Origin of the sequence: Pseudomonas sp. PA-5-4B (assembly GCF_021606215.1) — a bacterium.
In the GTDB taxonomy this organism is placed as follows: Bacteria; Pseudomonadota; Gammaproteobacteria; order Pseudomonadales; family Pseudomonadaceae; genus Aquipseudomonas; species Aquipseudomonas edaphica.
Window position 1 is genome coordinate 1 of the sequence record NZ_WKDB01000106.1, and the last position, 15,394, is coordinate 15,394.

Consider the following 15,394-nt stretch of genomic DNA (forward strand, 5'->3'; position numbering starts at 1 on the left):
TGGCAAGGTCTTTTTTTTTTCAAGAAGAAGACGGCATACGAGTTTAATCTCGTCGTCTCGTGGGCTCGGAAATGTGTATAGAGACAGCTGTTTTACTTGGGTTGCAGTTGCGGCGCAGAACCCATGCCCTATCATGGCGCCCATCATCCTCTCTGAAAGGACCAGAGGCCTCATGAAAAAAGCGTCATGTATCCTGCTTGCTACCGTTTTATTGGGGCTTAGTGCCTCAGCGCTGGCGGCCGAAGGTTTTATTGGCACCGGCATCAATACAGGGAACGGTTATGAGCCGGACGGCCACGGCGGCCTTAGAGGTACCGGGGGAAACCTGGGCGGTGACTACGCGTTGCAAGAAGATGGATCACTCAGGGGCACTGGTAAAAATATGGGCAAAGGCTATATTCCCGCCGATGACGGTGGCCTCAAGGGCATCGGCTACAACAATGGCCGCGGGTTCAGCCCGGACGGCTCGGGCGGCTATAAGGGCACAGGCTTTAACACGGGTGAGGATTACCGGTCTGACGGCAAAGGCTATTTCCGTGGCGACGGCAAGGCCTCAGGCGCCAGCTGGCGCTCCGATGGCAACGGCGGGTATGAGGGCACCGGCGAGTACCGCAAGCGTGGGTACAAGTCCGATGGTCGGGGCGGCTATGTAGGCACCGGCAAGAACGAGGGCAGGGGGCTTGAGTCCGATGGTCGCGGTGGCTTTATCGGCACCGGCTTGAATGCGGGGGGCGGCTGGGAGCCGGATGGAGACGGCGGCTACAAAGGCACGGGTAATAATCGCGGGGAACGCTGGAGGATTGATTGAAGCAGCCCTCACCGTGAGTATCCGGTGCTGATTGCAACAATCAGCACCGTTGCGGCAATTACTCTTTAACGTCCATGAACTCTTCAGCCCACGCCACATAGCTTTCCGGCAACGTGTAGGTATGGGTCAGCTCCGTAGCGCTGAGGTTGGACGTGCTGCTGGTCAGTTTGCGCTGGGCGCGCAGGCTGTCGTAAGTGGCCTTGATCGACGCAAAGTAGGCGCCGTGGCCGGCCACCACGATGCGCACGCCCAGGGCCGCCAGACGCTCACTGTCATTGAGCTGCGGGTTGCCGTAGGTCACCAGCATCAACGGCACCGTCAGGTTGGCGGCGATCTGCTCAAGGTGGTCGAAGTCTTTGACGCCAACCATGCAGATGCCGTCGGCGCCGGCTTTCTCATAGGCCTTGGTGCGTGCGATCACATCTTCGGTCGGCAGCACACCGGCGTTGGTGCGCGCGATGATCGACAGTTCAGGGTCGACACGCGCTTCAAGCGCCGCCTTCACTTTGCCGATCCCTTCTTCGACGGAAATCAGGTCGGTGGATTTGCGCCCGAACTGCGCCGGCAACAGCGTGTCTTCAATGGTCAGCGCGGCCACACCGGCACGCTCAAGCTCTTCGACGGTGCGCATCACGTTCAAAGCGTTGCCGTAACCGTGGTCGGCGTCGGCAATAAACGGCAGTTGGGCGACGCGGCCGATGCGGGTGGCCTGTTCAACGAACTCACTCAGTGTGATCAACGCAAAATCGGGGGCTGCAAGTACCTGCAACGAGGCGACCGAACCACCGAGGATACCGACTTCAAAGCCCAGGTCGGCGGCGATGCGCGCGGACATGGGGTCGAAGACGGAGGCGGTTTCAACGCAGATTTGTTTTGCAAGCAGTTCACGGAAGTTGCGGCGCAACGCTGAGTGAGAAATCTTTGGCATGTTCTTTCCTGGCTTTGGTCATCGTCATGTGACGATCAATGTCTATTCGTGGTGGCGCCAAGATTACCACGCAGAGGAACCTGGGATTATGACGTTTGAGCATGAGACAGGCGCCGAACACATGGATCATCGGTTCACGCTCAGGCGCTGGACAGGCCGATTGCACCGTCGCGGGGCAAAGCCGCCCCATCCTGCACAACTGCTGTGCCGGCGGAGTGCTTAATCCCCGCAAGCGCAATGCCTATAGTGGATTCAAACCCGCCCAAGCCTGAGGTGAACCATGAACAGCGAGTTCAAACCCGACCTGACCGATACAGTGCCAAACGAGCAAGTGGACGCCGAGTACTTCGAGTACAGCAAGGCGGCCAACCCGATCAGCGCCAACCTGATTACCCGGATTCCCTACCACAGCTTCCCGGCCTCGCTCTACGACAGCGGCGCCTCGCGGGTGGTCGCGCTGGACCTCAGCCAAGCGCTGGGCTGTGAAGGCCCGGCGACCGGGCCAGGGTTGTGCGCAAATTTTATCCGGTTGAACGCCGGTGACGCCCTGGACCTGCACCCCAATGCGACCTCACAGGTGTTTTATGTCATCGCAGGCGAAGGCCGCGTGGTGCAGGGCGAACATGAGATCCAATGGTCCAGCGGTTGCTTTATCGCGCTGCCTGGCCTGCAGCCCGCGCGTTTCAGCGCTTCACAGGATGCACGCCTGTACTACGTGCATGATGAACCGCTGTTGCGCTACCTGGGCGTGACCCGCAGCACTGATCGCTTCGTGCCGACGTTGTATCCCGCCGCGCTGGCCAACCAGAAGCTGCGGGAAGCAGCGGATGACCCCCGCGCCCAGGACCGCAGCCGCATCAGCATTTTGCTGGGCAACCGCAATTTCCCCCAAACCCGAACCGTCACGCATGTGCTCTGGGCCATGTACGGCATTCTGCCGGCGGGCTCGATCCAGAAGCCGCACCGGCACCAGTCGATTGCGCTGGACTTTATCATCAACTGCCCCGAGGGTTGCTATTCGCTGGTGGGCACGGAGCTGGACGCTGATGGCCAGATCCGTAATCCGGTGCGGGTGGACTGGTCGCCGGGGCTGGCGTTCGTGACACCGCCGGGTTACTGGCATGCGCACTTCAATGAGTCAGACACCGAGGCATTCCTGATCCCTATCCAGGACGCCGGGCTGCAAACCTACCTGCGGGCGCTGGATATCCGCTTCAGCTGACAGTACTCGGTCAAAATGTGGGAGCTGGCTTGCCTGCGATTGCATCAACTCGGTATGCCTGATGTACCGAGGTGCTTGCATCGCAGGCAAGCCAGCTCCCACAGGTTTTGCTTTAGTGCCAGCCGCTCAGGTCGGCCTTATTTCCAATAGGGCGTTTCACCCAGTTGCTCGACGACAAAGTCGATAAAACAGCGCACCTTGGACGACACGATCCGCTTGGGCGGGTAGACAAACCACACCGCAAACGCCTGTTCAGCCCCCAGAATGCTCCAGTGCGGCAACCAGACCTGCAACTCACCCGCCTCAACGCTTTTGCTCACCAGCCAATCAGGCAGCAAGGCAAAGCCCAGGCCTTGGCGTGCAGCGAGCAACTGCGCGTCCAGGTCGTTGATGCGGATACAGTCGCCGTATACCAGCGGCAGGACTTCAACACCGGCCTCGAAGGCAACATCATGCGCGCTCAGGATGGCCGGCAGGCCGGCCAGGTCTGCCGGTGTCGCTGGGGCCGCGTACTGCTCACAAAACCCCGGGCTGGCCACCAGCAGGTACTTTCCCGCGCAGATCTTGCGCGCCTTGAGCGTGGAGTCGGGCAGGGCGCCAATCCGAATGGCCAGGTCAACGCCTGAATGAATCAGGTTGACTTGGGCGTTATCCAGCACCAATTCCAGCTTGATTTGCGGGTAGCGCACCAGGAACACGTTCAAGACCGGCAGGATATGGTGCCGGGCAAACGCCGGTGGCAAATTGAGCTTGAGCACCCCACGGGGTTGCTGGTTGAGCGCCGAAGTGGCTGCCTTGGCTTGCTCCAGCTCATCCAGCACACGGCGGGCGTGCAGCAGAAACGTCTGGCCGCCTTCGGTCAGGTGCAGCGTGCGTGTCGAGCGGTTGAACAGGGCGATGCCCAAGTCCTGCTCAAGATCCTTCACATAGCGCGAGACGGTAGACGCCTTGATGCCCAGTCGCTCAGCCGCCCGGGAGAAATTATTGCCTTCGGCGGCCTCGACAAAGGCGGTTAGCGCAGCGAAATAATCCAAGTGCCGCCTCGGTGGTCAGCGTGGGTGAGCGCTCAGGTTACCGGCTGTGGTCAGGCACCGCCACGGGCACGGATCCCGGTTGTTCGACGTCCTTATGATGGGTTTCACCAATAAACATATACATCGCCGGCACCATAAACAGCGTCAGCAACGTGCCAATCGACAGCCCGCTGAAGATCACCAGGCCCATATCATGCCGCCCCGCAGCGCCAGCGCCCGACGCCCACACCAAGGGCACCACGCCCAACACCATGGCGGCGGTGGTCATCAGGATCGGCCGCAGCCGCACCGCCGCCGCTTCTTCAATCGCCTCACGCTTGCTGTGACCAGCGCGCTGCAATTCGTTGGCAAACTGCACGATCAGGATGCCGTGCTTGGTGATCAGCCCCAGCAACGTCACCAAACCGACCTGGGTGTACACGTTGATCGAGGCGTAACCCATGGTGATAAAGGCCAGGGCGCCGAACAGGGCAGGCGGCACCGAGAACAGAATCACCACCGGGTCGCGAAAGCTCTCGAACTGGAACGCCAGCGCCAGGTAAACGATCAGGATCGAAAACAACAGCAGCCCGACGAAGCCGCCAGACTCCTGAATGAACTGGCGCGACTCGCCGGAGAAATCCGAGGTGTAGCCCGACGGTGCCACGTTGGTGAGGATAGTATTGAGCTTGGCCAGCAACTCGCCCTGGGCCACGCCGCTGACGCCCGATAGCGTTGCCGAGTTGAGTTGCTGGAAGTGGTTGATTGATTCCGGCTGGGTCGAGGTCTCGATGTGCGCCACCGTGCGCGCCTGGATCATGCTGCCCGAAGGCGTGCGGATGTAGTAATCGAGAATCTGGTCGGGGTTGAGGCGGTCGACTTGCAACACCTGGGGAATGACTTTGTAGGAGCGCCCGGCGGTGGAGAAGTAGTTCACATAATTGCCACCCAGTGCCGCCGACAGCGCGGCACCTACATCGGCCTGGGTCATGCCCAGCGCGGCGATTTTTTCGCGGTCCACCACCAGCTTGGCTTGAGGTTTGTCGAGTTTCAAATCCATGTCGGAGAACCAGAACAGCTGCTGTTTCTGTGCCTCGGCCATCACCGCCTGCGCCACTTCGTTGAGGTTTTCCACCGAATCGGTGGTGGTGATCACAAACTGCACCGGCAGCCCTTGGGCGCCCGGCAGCGAGGGCAGCGGGAAGGCGGCAATGGTGGCGCCCGGCACCTGGTTCCACTTTTGCTGCAAATCCAGAATCAGTTGGGCCTGGGAGCGTGTGCGCTCATCCCAGGTTTTAAGCAGCACGCCGCCCAGGCCCTGGTTGAGCGCGGGCAGGCCGGTGAGCTGGAACATCTGCGCGTATTCCGGCTCTTTATTGGCGATCTGGAAGGCCTGGTCGGCAATCCGCTCCATCTGCTGCGGTGAGGCGGTGGGTGGGCCTTTGATCTGCATAAACACCAGCCCTTGGTCCTCGGTGGGCGACAGCTCACTCTTGGCCGTCATGCCACTGGCGGCCACCAGCAAGAACAGCACAAAACCAAAGGTCACCAGCACCGGCCAGATATTCAGGCCGCCCGCCAGCACGCGGTGGTAACGCTTGCGCAACCAGTCAAAATAGTCATCGAGCTTGCGCGCGAAACGACCTTCTTCCTGCCCTGGTTTGAACAACTTGGAGGTCATCATCGGTGAAAGGGTCAACGCCACCACGGCCGACACGGTCACAGCGCCCGCCAGCGAGAAACAGAACTCCTTGAACAATGCGCCCGTCAGCCCGCTGCGCAGCCCGATCGGCACATAGGCGGCAATCAGCACCACAGTCATCGCGATGATCGGCCCGCCCAACTCCCGCGCCGCCACCAGCGCGGCCTCCAGCGCGGCCTCCAGCACGCCTTTGCCTTCTTCCTTGATGTGCCGGTCGACGTTTTCCACCACGATAATCGCGTCGTCCACCACCAGGCCGATGGCCAATACCAGTGCGAGCAAGGTCAGCAGGTTGATCGAATAGCCCAGCAGGTACATCACGAAGAAGGTGCCGACCAACGACAACGGGATCGCCACCAACGGCACGATCACCGCGCGGAACGAGCCGAGGAACAGGTAGATCACCACCGACACAATGATCATGGCCTCGACCAGGGTCTTCACCACCTCGTAAATCGAGGTGTTAATAAACGCGGTGGAGTCATACACAATTTCGCCGCGCACGCCGGCCGGCAGTTGCGATTGCAACTCGGGGAAGGCTTCGCGCACGCTGCTGGCGACGGTGAGGATATTCGCGGTGGGCGCCGCCTTGATGCCGATAAACACCGAGCGCTTGCCGGAAAACGCCACGCTGCTGTCATAGTTCTCGGCGCCAAGGGTGACGGTGGCCACATCCTCCAGGTACACCAGCGCATCGCCTTTCTGCTTGATCACCAGCCGCTTGAACTCATCCACTGTGTGCAAATCGGTGCCGGCGGTTAGGTCGACCGTCACGGTTTGCCCGCGTGTCGAACCAACGGCCGACAGGTAGTTATTGTTGGCCAGCGCCGTGGACACGTCCTGCGCGGTGACGTTATGCGCCGCCAGTTTGTCCGGGTCCAGCCAGGCGCGCAGGGCGAACTGGCGCCCACCGAGGATCTCGGCGGTTTGCACGCCCTGGATCGAGTCCAGCTTGGGCTTGACCACCCGCACCAGGTAGTCGGTGATGTTATTGGTCGGCAGCGTGTCGCTGTAAAAACCCAGGTACATGGCGTCGGTGGTCTGCCCCACGGCAATGGTCAGCACCGGCTCCTGGGCTTGCGTCGGCAACTGGTTCTTGACCGAATTGACCTGTGTGTTGATCTCGGTAAGGGCTTTGCTGGCGTCGTAGTTCAGCCGCAGCGTGGCGGTGATGGTGGAGATGCCGGTGATGCTCGACGAAGCCAGGTAGTCGATGCCCTGGGCCTGGGCAATCGCCGATTCCAGCGGTTGGGTAATAAAACCGGCGACCGTGGAGGCGTCGGCGCCGTAGTAGGAGGTGGTGATGGTGACCACGGTATTTTCGGTGCGCGGCCATTGATTCACCGGCAGTTCAAAAATCGAGCGCAGCCCCAGGATCAGAATGAACAGCGAGACGACGATGGCCCACACCGGTCGCTGGATAAAGGTATCGGTAAGCTTCATGGGACACCTTTAATGTTCTTGGGGCGTCGGCGCCGGGTCGTTCAGCGGTGCGGCGCTGTTGTCGACCTTCACCGGCGAGCCGTTCTTGAGCTTCATCTGGCCGCTGGTGATCAACAGATCGCCTTCCTTGACGCCGGACAGGATCGCGACCTGATCGCCACGGGTCGGCCCGGTCTTGATAAAGGTCTGTTGCGCGGTGAGCACCTCGTCACCCTTGTCATTCTTGCTCGAGGTGGCAATGAACACCGTGGTGCCATACGGGTTGTAGGTCACCGACGTTTGCGGGACGGTGAGGTAGCGTTGGGTGGCGCCCGAGCTGACCACGGCACGGGCAAACATGCCGGGCACCAGGTTTTGCTTGGGGTTTTCAACCGTTGCTTCGACGGTGACGTTGCGCGTGGTGGCATCGAACTGGGTGTCGATGGTGCTGATGCGGCCCTTGAACGTCTGGTTGGACAGGCCGTCAGCCGTTACCGCGACGCCCTGGCCAATGGCGATGGCCTCCATCTGCGTTTGCGGCACGCTGAAGTCGATGTAGATGGGATCAAACGTCTGCAATGTGGCGATCTTGTCGCCGGGGTTGAGGTATTGGCCGGGGTTGACGCTGGTGATACCGATGCGCCCGGCAAACGGTGCGCGAATGGTCTTTTTCGCCACCAGCGCACGCTGCTGCTCGGCGGCGGCAAGCTTGGCCTTCAAGTCGGCGGTGTCGCTGTCGACCTGGGCCTGGGAGATTGCGTTGACCGCCAGTTGCGCCTTGTCGCGCTTGAGCACGATGACGGCGAGGTCGGCTGTGGCCTCGAGCGAGTGCAGTTGCGCGATGTCGGAGTCGGCATTCAACTGCACCAGCAGTGCCTGGGCTTCGACATCCTGGCCGGGTTTGAACCCGATGGTGCGCACGATGCCGCCCACTTCCGTGGTCACATCCACGCCGCGCACTGCCTTCATCGAGCCCACCGCCGAGACGCTGGGTTGCCAATCGCTGAATGGCACCTGCATCGCCGTCACCACCGCTGCAGGCAAGGGCTGTTTGGACTGGGCGATCAGCGCCGAGATCTGCACGAACTTCACCCCGGCAATGATCGCGACAATCACCAGCACCACCACGATCATGATCAGCATCGGCCGCCACAGTCGCCGCTTGCGCGGGCCATTGGGGGCCGGTGGTGGGGCAGAGACAGGGGTGACTTCAGCCATGGGGTTTCTCACTGTTGATTCAGTTGAGCCGCGCGGCATCGGCCGGCGCGGCTTTGCTCTTGGCCGGCATGATTTCCTGCCACGACGGCAGGCCGAAGCGATCCGGGCTGCCCTTGGTGTCCGGGTTTACATCCGCACGGTTCCACCAACCGCCACCCAGGGCCTGGAAGAGGGCGGTGGTGTCGCTGTAGCGGGCGGCCTGGGCCTTCACGCGTGACAGTGCAGTGTTTTGATAGGTCTGCTGGGCCGTGAGCAGGTTGATATAGGCCACCGCGCCGAGACGGAACTGGGCCTGGACCAGATCCAGGTTGGCCTGCGCGGAGCGCTCGGCCACGACCTGCTGGTTGAGCGCGTCGGCGTCGGCTTCCAGCGCCCGCAGTGCGTTGGCCACGTCCTGGAAGGCGGTCACCACCGTGCCGCGATAACGCGCCGCCGACTCGTCGTAAGCGGCCACGGCTGCGCGTTTACGGTGTTCGAGTGCGCCAGCGTCAAAGATCGGCTGGGTGATTGAACCCGCCAGGCTCCACACGCCGGAGCCCGATGAAAACAGCTTAGTGCCGCTTGCCACCGTGGAGCCCAGCGAGCCGGTAATGCTGAACTGCGGCAACTGGTTGGCGACGGCCACGCCGATATTGGCACTGGCCTGATGCAGTTGAGCCTCGGCGGAACGCACATCCGGCCGCTGGCCAACAATGGCCGAGGGCAGGCTCACCGGCAGTTCTTCGGGCAGCCGTAAAGACGCCAGGTTGAAGCGTTCGCCCTGGTCCTGATTCGGGAAGCGCCCCAGGTAGGCCATCAACTGATTGCGTGTCTGCGCCAATTGCTTTTGCAACGGCGGCAAGGTCGCACGGGTTTGCGCCAGTGCGGTTTGCTGGGTCAGCACGTCGGAATCGCCAATCGCCCCCAAACGCCGCTGGGCTTGCAGCAGGTCAAGCTGGCCGCCCTGCAGGCGAATGATTTCCTCGGTAGACGCGATTTGATCGCGTACAGACGCGAGGCTGATGGCGGTATTGACCACATTGGCAGTCAGGGTCAGGTAAGTCGCCTCCAGCTGGAAGCGCTGGTATTCGGCCTGCGCCGTGGTCGACTCGATTTGCCGGCGCGTACCGCCAAACACATCCGGGGCATAGGAGACGCTCAGCGACGCTGAACTGACGGTCAGTATTGGCGATTGCGGCACGCCGGAGGTGACCCCCGAGACTTTCTCACGGGCCTTCTGCACATTGCCGCTCACCGACGGGAACAACGACGCTTGATCGGCATAGATCAGCTCGTTGGCCTGGCGCAACGCGGCTTGCGCGGCGCTCACATCCGGGTTGGCCTTCAAGGCTTCTTCGACCAATGCGTTCAAGGCGGGCGAACGAAACAGCGTCCACCATTGGCCAGGAATATCCATCCCGGCGATCAGCCGCTGCGCGGCACCACCGGTGTCGATATCGGCGTGGGCGGTGGTGGTGAGTTTTTCTTTTGAATAGTCGGCGTTCGCGGCCACATCGGGTCGGGCGAAATCCGGCCCGACGGTGCAGCCGGCGAGGGCCAGGCACAGGAGGCTAAGCGGAGCGAGAACGTGTGATACACGCTGCCGAGGCTGCTCTTTCATGTTGACTCTATTAATCAGTTGGCTAACTGTTTTTTTGTTGAGCAATGACTGCAGGTACATCAGGGACGCTGGACTCAAACCAGTGTAGGTGGTGCCGGGCGCTATGCAATGTCGCCCCCTGAGTTTCCGATGCACTGATGGCTATAAAATGCATATCCCGCATTCTTGTAGAATTAGGATATGCATAATCAGTATTTTACACTGGATGATCAGTCCCTCATCTTCTCCCTCCTTATAAACAGGCTTCTGGAGAAAAACGTGCGTTACCTGACAACACTGACGGCCGGGATGACCGCCGCCTTGCTATGCCTGACTGCGCACGCGCAAACGCTGGTGGTAGGCGACCAAAGCTACAACGCCCAGGCCGTGATGGAAGCAGCGGGGGTGCTCAACGACCTGCCCTACACCCTGGAATGGAAACAATTCACCGCCGGCTCGCCCGTCGCCGAAGCGCTGAATGCCAACAGCCTGGACATCGGCCTGCTGGGGGATGCGCCGGTGTTGTTCCTGGGGGCACTCGGCGCGCCGATCAAAGTGATTGGCATCAGCCGACAGAACCTCGAAGGCGTGGCGATTCTGGTTAGAAAAGACTCCTCGATCCACAGCCTTGCCGACCTTGCCGGCAAGCGCGCGGCCATCTGGAAAGGCTCCTGGAGCCAGCAACTGCTGCTGACGGCGCTGGACAAAGCCGGCGTGCCACATGACTCGCTGGAGCTGCGGTACCTCAGCGCGCTGGATGCTTCCCATGCGTTGGAAGGCGGCTCGGTTGATGTGATCGCCACCTGGGAACCCTACGTTACCCAACAGGAACGCCAAGGCGCACGGGTGCTGGCAACGGCTGAGGGGTTGATACCTGCGCAGAGCTTTATTGCCGCCAACACCAAGGCCTTGGAGAGCAAACGCGCACCCATCAGCGACTTTCTGCAGCGCTTGAAGAAGGCCCGCGACTGGACACGCCAAAGCCCGGCCAATGCCGATGCGTATGCGGATGCCTGGGCCAAACGTACCCGCGCCGATGCCGACATCGCCCGCGCCTGGTTTGCCCGCGCGCGCACCACAGTTGAGCCGGTCACGGCCCAGTCACCGGTGGAAGCGCAAAAGACCGTGGACTTTTTTGCCAGCCAAGGCCTGGTCAAGTCCTATTCGGCGGCCAGCCTGTTCGACGATTCATTCGCAGCCGCCTTGCAACCCGCCGTGGCCAAAACGCTTCAAGGAACACTGAACAAATGACTAAAAGACAGCTGAAACTTGGCGCCCTGACGATGGGCTGCGGCGGCCCCGGCCGCCATAACCTATGGCTTGACCCCGAGTTACCGGCCGATGCCAGCGTCAACGTCGACTGGTACATCGACATTGCCCGCCAGGCGGAGGCCGCACTGTTCGACTTGATATTTATCGTCGACAGCCAGTTCATCACGCCCGGCTCGCCGTCCCACTACCTCAATCGCCTGGAGCCGCTGACCCTGTTATCGGCATTGGCCGTCAGCACACGGCATATCGGTTTGGTCGGCACACTGACAACGTCCTACAACTCGCCCTACAACGTGGCACGGCGCTTGGCCTCCCTGGACCTGATCAGCAAAGGCCGCGCCGGCTGGAACGTCGTCACCAGCGGTGACGCTGGCACCGCCGGCAACTACAGCCGTGACGAGCATTACGACTACGACACCCGCTACGGCCGCGCCGCCGAACATGTCCAGGTGGTACAGGGCTTGTGGAATTCCTATGAGGATGACGCCTTCGTGCGCGACCGTGCGACGGGCCAGTTTCTCGACCCCAGCAAACTGCACAGCCTGAACCACAAGGGCGAGCACTTTTCAGTGGTCGGCCCGCTGAATATCCAGCGCTCGCCCCAAGGCCAGCCGGTGATCTTCCAGGCCGGTGACTCGGAACAAGGCCGCGACCTGGGCGCCGCCACCGCCGATGTGATCTTCACTCACGCCGCCAGCATCGAGCAGGGCCGGGCGTTTTACCGGGATATAAAGGGCAGGGCGCTGCAACACGGGCGCGACCCGGAGCAGTTACTGGTGATGCCCGGCGCGGAAATCTATGTAGGCGATACCGACGAGCATGCGCGTGAAATCGAGCAGTATTACCATCAGGCTGACCATAGTTTTGAGCTGGCACTGAAGGAGTTTGGGCGTAATTTCGGCTGGCATGATTTCAGCCAATACGACCTGGATGCGCCGTTTCCGCAGGAGAGTCTGGAGGCTGCACGCAGCAGCTTTTTTACCAATGCCAAGCGCATTGCTGATCAGGCGCGGGAGAAGGGGTTTACCTTGCGTCAGACGGTTGAATTTGGCCGGCAACTGCGGCCGGGGGCGTTTGTGGGGACGGCGGATACTGTCGCGAAAAAAATGGCCGATTGGCTCCAGGCGCGGGCGGTGGATGGGTTCAATATTTATATTGGGCATCCGGGGCAGTTCACGCGGTTTACGCAGGAAGTCATACCGTTGTTGCAAGAGCGCGGGGTTTATCGCGCGGCGTATGAAGGCACGACGTTACGCGAGAGTTTGGGGTTGGGCGTTGCGTAGAGGGTTTTGGGCGCGGGTGGCCTGTTGCAACTTATCAGCGCAGGCCACCGTACCAGCAATAACAGACTCGAGGTTACAACGGGCTCAACCCTGTCGAGGGTTGAGCAGTGTCCAGTCAAACTCGAGTTGCACACGCTTGACCATTTCGATGACCTGAAAGGCAAAACCCGTCTGCTCACGGTCATTTAGCATTAGCCAGGCATCCGGATCAACGCTCCAGTCCGATGCAATGGGCAGCGAGGAGAATGCGCGGGCGTCGTATGTCCACCAGGGCCACCATTTCGTCGTGCCGCCTGACACATCACACAGTGCGTCCATGTGTTTACCGAGCCGCTGAACATCCAGCTCAGCATGTTCACCTTCGTCCCAGCGGCATATCCCGAAATAGAGCCTGCCGTGATTACCCCGATCAAACGCCCAGCCGAGGCCAAACAGGTGTGAGGGATCAAAACGAATACTGAACGACCCTTGCGGCGAACCGTCCAGCAATGTCTGGTCCCAAAACAACTCAGCATTTAAGTGACTAAGGTTGAGTTTCAGGTGAGCCAGAAAGCCTCGCCACATTTCGCGCTTGGCCTCACGCAACTGCTGGGAAATCAAGAATGCAGCCTTGATGTTTTTGTCATTGCGCAGCAACAACCGCGTGAGTTCCTGGGTTGTGTCCAAATGCCGTTCTCCATTGATGTGTTGATCTACAAACTGGGCGAGCGCCTCAACGAACACCCTTACTGAGTTTGCCCGCGTATGACGCGCACAGTCTTCGAGCCACGCCTTGAGACGGAAGAAATCAAAGGTGACGATCCGTTCAGCGAGTGAGGCTGGCGTGCCCATGGGGAGGCTGCGTTCGCAAACATCACCATTGCTTAGGTAGATGAGCAACCACTCATCACCATGCTGCTTGTTAAGGTAGATTGCGTAGTCGAGCAATTGGTTGGGTTGATCGGGCGCCCAAGGTTTGTTCTCGATTGCTACGCTGCCAGAACTGAAGCGCAGGTACATGTCCAGACGGCGACCGCTGGGCAGCCTGAACTCCGTGTGGTTGCTCTTGTGTTCCGCTGGCGCGGGGTGAAATTTCTGATCCTGAAACAGACGCAGGAAGCTGCTCAAATACAGATCACTCTGCCCGTGTGCGCCATTCGGATCGAGCAGCAAGCTCAGATAGGCGGAGAGGGCGTTCTCGTCGCTTCGCAAAAACGCCATGAGCTGAAAGTCAGGGGCCAATTGCGCCTGGTAGCGACGTTTGGCCTGTTGGTCCACGTCATACCAGAGATGGAACTCGTTAAGCAGATCTTCAACAGCGCCGATATTCATCTCAATCCTTGTTGTTCGCAAAAAATCCGGCATTACGATCGCCGCGCCCCATTTGAATGCGTTTGCTTCATCCAGGACCCAGGGTGGCGCAGGCGCTGGCAGGCACCCCGAAGGCAGTGTCAGGCAATAAAAGCGGAGCATACCTAGGGCATGGAGGATTTACGCGAAAGTAAAGATCCGGGTTTTGCCCGCAGGCAAAAATAAAGATTGAGTATTCACACCAAATGTTATTTTAATAACACCCATAAGAGCGTCACGACCGTCCTGGACGTGCTCGCAAGAAAATGGGATGCCCCTGTAAATGACAATTGAACAGCGTTTGATGGAAGAGGCCAAGCGGGCGGCCGAACGCACGTATTCGCCTTATTCCAGGTTTCCGGTCGGCGCGGCATTGCTGACCGCCGATGGTGAGGTCGTACTGGGCTGCAACGTGGAGAACATCTCCTACGGGCTGACCAATTGTGCCGAACGCAGCGCTTTGTTCAGTGCCATCAGCCAGGGCCATGCGCCGGGCAGTTTCAGGGCCATCGCGGTTTACGCACCCAACGTTTCACTGATAAGCCCTTGCGGTGCCTGCCGCCAGGTGATGCTGGAGTTGATGGCCAAGGATGCAGTGGTGATTTGCCAGGGCAGTGACCCTGCCACCACGCGTACCTGGACCCTGGCGCAATTGTTGCCGGGTGCTTTCGACGCTTTCTAATCCTGGGCAGGCCAATTGGCCTGTGTCCGCTCGGTCCATTATTGAGACGCCTGCATGATCAGTCTTGTCGGAATAGCGACCCTTATTGTCATTGCCATTGCTTTATCCCACCAGCGACGCTCGATCAACTGGCGCACGGTTTCGGTCGCCTTTGTGATCCAGGTCCTGATCGGCGCTTTTGCGCTGTACGTGCCCTGGGGCCAGACGGTGCTCGCCGCGCTGTCGGGCGCGGTGGCCTCCCTGCAGCTCTACGCCAACAAAGGCATCGAGTTTCTGTTCGGCGGTTTGAGTTCTCCGCATATGTTTGAAGTGTTCGGCAATGGCGGGTTTGTATTCGCTATCCGGGTGTTGCCGATGATTGTGTTCTTCGGCAGCTTTATCTCGGTGCTGTATTACATCGGCGTGATGGGCTGGATTATCCGGTTGGTGGGCGGCGGCCTGCGTCTGTTGCTGGGCACCAGTCGAGTCGAGTCGATGGTGGTGACGTCGGCGATTTTCATCGGCCAGTCGGAGGTGCCGCTGGTGGTACGGCCGTTCATTGCCAAGCTGACGCGCTCTGAGTTGTTCGCGGTGATGGTCGGCGGTTTTGCCGCGGTAGCAGGTTCGGTGCTGCTCGGTTACGCCGGGCTTGGGGTGGAACTCAAATACCTGATCGCCGCGTGTTTCATGTCGGCGCCGGGGGCGTTGTTGATGGCCAAGCTTATGGAACCGGAAACCGAAGCGGCGCGCACCGACGAGGTGATTGAAGAGCTGGGACAGGCCGAGAATCGCCCCACCAATATCATCGACGCGGCTGCCGAGGGCGCGCAGGTCGGCTTGCGCCTGGCGTTGGCGGTGGGCGCGATGCTGCTTTCGTTTATCGCGCTGATCGCCTTGTTCAACGGGCTGCTGGGCTGGGCGGGCAACTGGTTTGGTTACCCGCAGCTGACCTTGCAA

12 protein-coding genes are annotated in these 15,394 nt (G+C 60.4%); 6 read left to right on the forward strand and 6 right to left on the reverse strand.

Features of this window, described 5'->3' with window-relative positions; translation table 11 throughout:
• The first annotated feature begins 172 nt into the window (after positions 1-172).
• Complete coding sequence (locus GIW28_RS29280) at positions 173-808, forward strand: hypothetical protein (RefSeq protein WP_236447183.1); 636 nt, start codon at positions 173-175, stop codon at positions 806-808.
• 58 nt (positions 809-866) lie between these two features.
• On the opposite strand, the gene GIW28_RS29285 is transcribed toward GIW28_RS29280, so the two are convergent.
• The gene (locus GIW28_RS29285; RefSeq protein WP_017135623.1) at positions 867-1,736 is read right to left on the reverse strand and encodes an isocitrate lyase/PEP mutase family protein; all 870 of its coding nucleotides are present in this window, start codon (positions 1,734-1,736) and stop codon (positions 867-869) included.
• 280 nt (positions 1,737-2,016) lie between these two features.
• Here GIW28_RS29285 and GIW28_RS29290 point away from each other — a divergent pair, with 280 nt between their 5' ends.
• On the forward strand, positions 2,017-2,958 hold the full coding sequence (locus GIW28_RS29290; RefSeq protein ID WP_170037205.1) for a cupin: 942 nt from the start codon (positions 2,017-2,019) through the stop codon (positions 2,956-2,958).
• A gap of 137 nt (positions 2,959-3,095) precedes the next feature.
• Here the strand turns inward: GIW28_RS29290 and GIW28_RS29295 are convergent, their stop codons facing one another.
• From GIW28_RS29295 to GIW28_RS29310, 4 genes are all read right to left on the reverse strand, one after another.
• Positions 3,096-3,992 (reverse strand): LysR family transcriptional regulator, encoded by an 897-nt coding sequence (locus tag GIW28_RS29295; protein WP_236447182.1) that lies wholly within the window; start codon positions 3,990-3,992, stop codon positions 3,096-3,098.
• A 37-nt stretch (positions 3,993-4,029) separates the two neighbouring features.
• Positions 4,030-7,116 (reverse strand): efflux RND transporter permease subunit, encoded by a 3,087-nt coding sequence (locus GIW28_RS29300; protein ID WP_236447181.1) that lies wholly within the window; start codon positions 7,114-7,116, stop codon positions 4,030-4,032.
• A gap of 9 nt (positions 7,117-7,125) precedes the next feature.
• Positions 7,126-8,238, reverse strand: coding sequence for an efflux RND transporter periplasmic adaptor subunit (locus GIW28_RS29305; RefSeq protein WP_236447185.1), 1,113 nt, complete (start codon positions 8,236-8,238; stop codon positions 7,126-7,128).
• A gap of 94 nt (positions 8,239-8,332) precedes the next feature.
• Positions 8,333-9,913 (reverse strand): efflux transporter outer membrane subunit, encoded by a 1,581-nt coding sequence (locus GIW28_RS29310; RefSeq protein WP_170037211.1) that lies wholly within the window; start codon positions 9,911-9,913, stop codon positions 8,333-8,335.
• A gap of 258 nt (positions 9,914-10,171) precedes the next feature.
• Between GIW28_RS29310 and GIW28_RS29315 the strand changes: the two genes are divergently transcribed.
• Together GIW28_RS29315 and GIW28_RS29320 are read left to right on the forward strand one after the other, a co-directional pair.
• Positions 10,172-11,143 carry an ABC transporter substrate-binding protein gene (locus GIW28_RS29315; RefSeq protein WP_170037214.1) on the forward strand — a complete coding sequence of 324 codons (972 nt, stop codon included), beginning with the start codon at positions 10,172-10,174 and terminating at the stop codon, positions 11,141-11,143.
• Positions 11,140-12,447: an LLM class flavin-dependent oxidoreductase gene (locus tag GIW28_RS29320; protein ID WP_236447180.1), complete on the forward strand. Its 1,308-nt coding sequence runs from the start codon at positions 11,140-11,142 to the stop codon at positions 12,445-12,447. Before GIW28_RS29315 ends, GIW28_RS29320 begins: the two co-directional genes overlap by 4 nt.
• An 84-nt stretch (positions 12,448-12,531) precedes the next feature.
• On the opposite strand, the gene GIW28_RS29325 is transcribed toward GIW28_RS29320, so the two are convergent.
• Positions 12,532-13,791 carry a PDDEXK-like family protein gene (locus GIW28_RS29325; protein ID WP_236459000.1) on the reverse strand — a complete coding sequence of 420 codons (1,260 nt, stop codon included), beginning with the start codon at positions 13,789-13,791 and terminating at the stop codon, positions 12,532-12,534.
• Between the two features lie 268 nt (positions 13,792-14,059).
• On the opposite strand from GIW28_RS29325, the gene GIW28_RS29330 reads away from it, so the two are divergent.
• Complete coding sequence (locus GIW28_RS29330) at positions 14,060-14,458, forward strand: cytidine deaminase (protein WP_026013575.1); 399 nt, start codon at positions 14,060-14,062, stop codon at positions 14,456-14,458.
• 54 nt (positions 14,459-14,512) lie between these two features.
• A partial coding sequence (locus tag GIW28_RS29335; RefSeq protein ID WP_236490465.1) for a NupC/NupG family nucleoside CNT transporter occupies positions 14,513-15,394 on the forward strand: 882 nt, incomplete at its 3' end.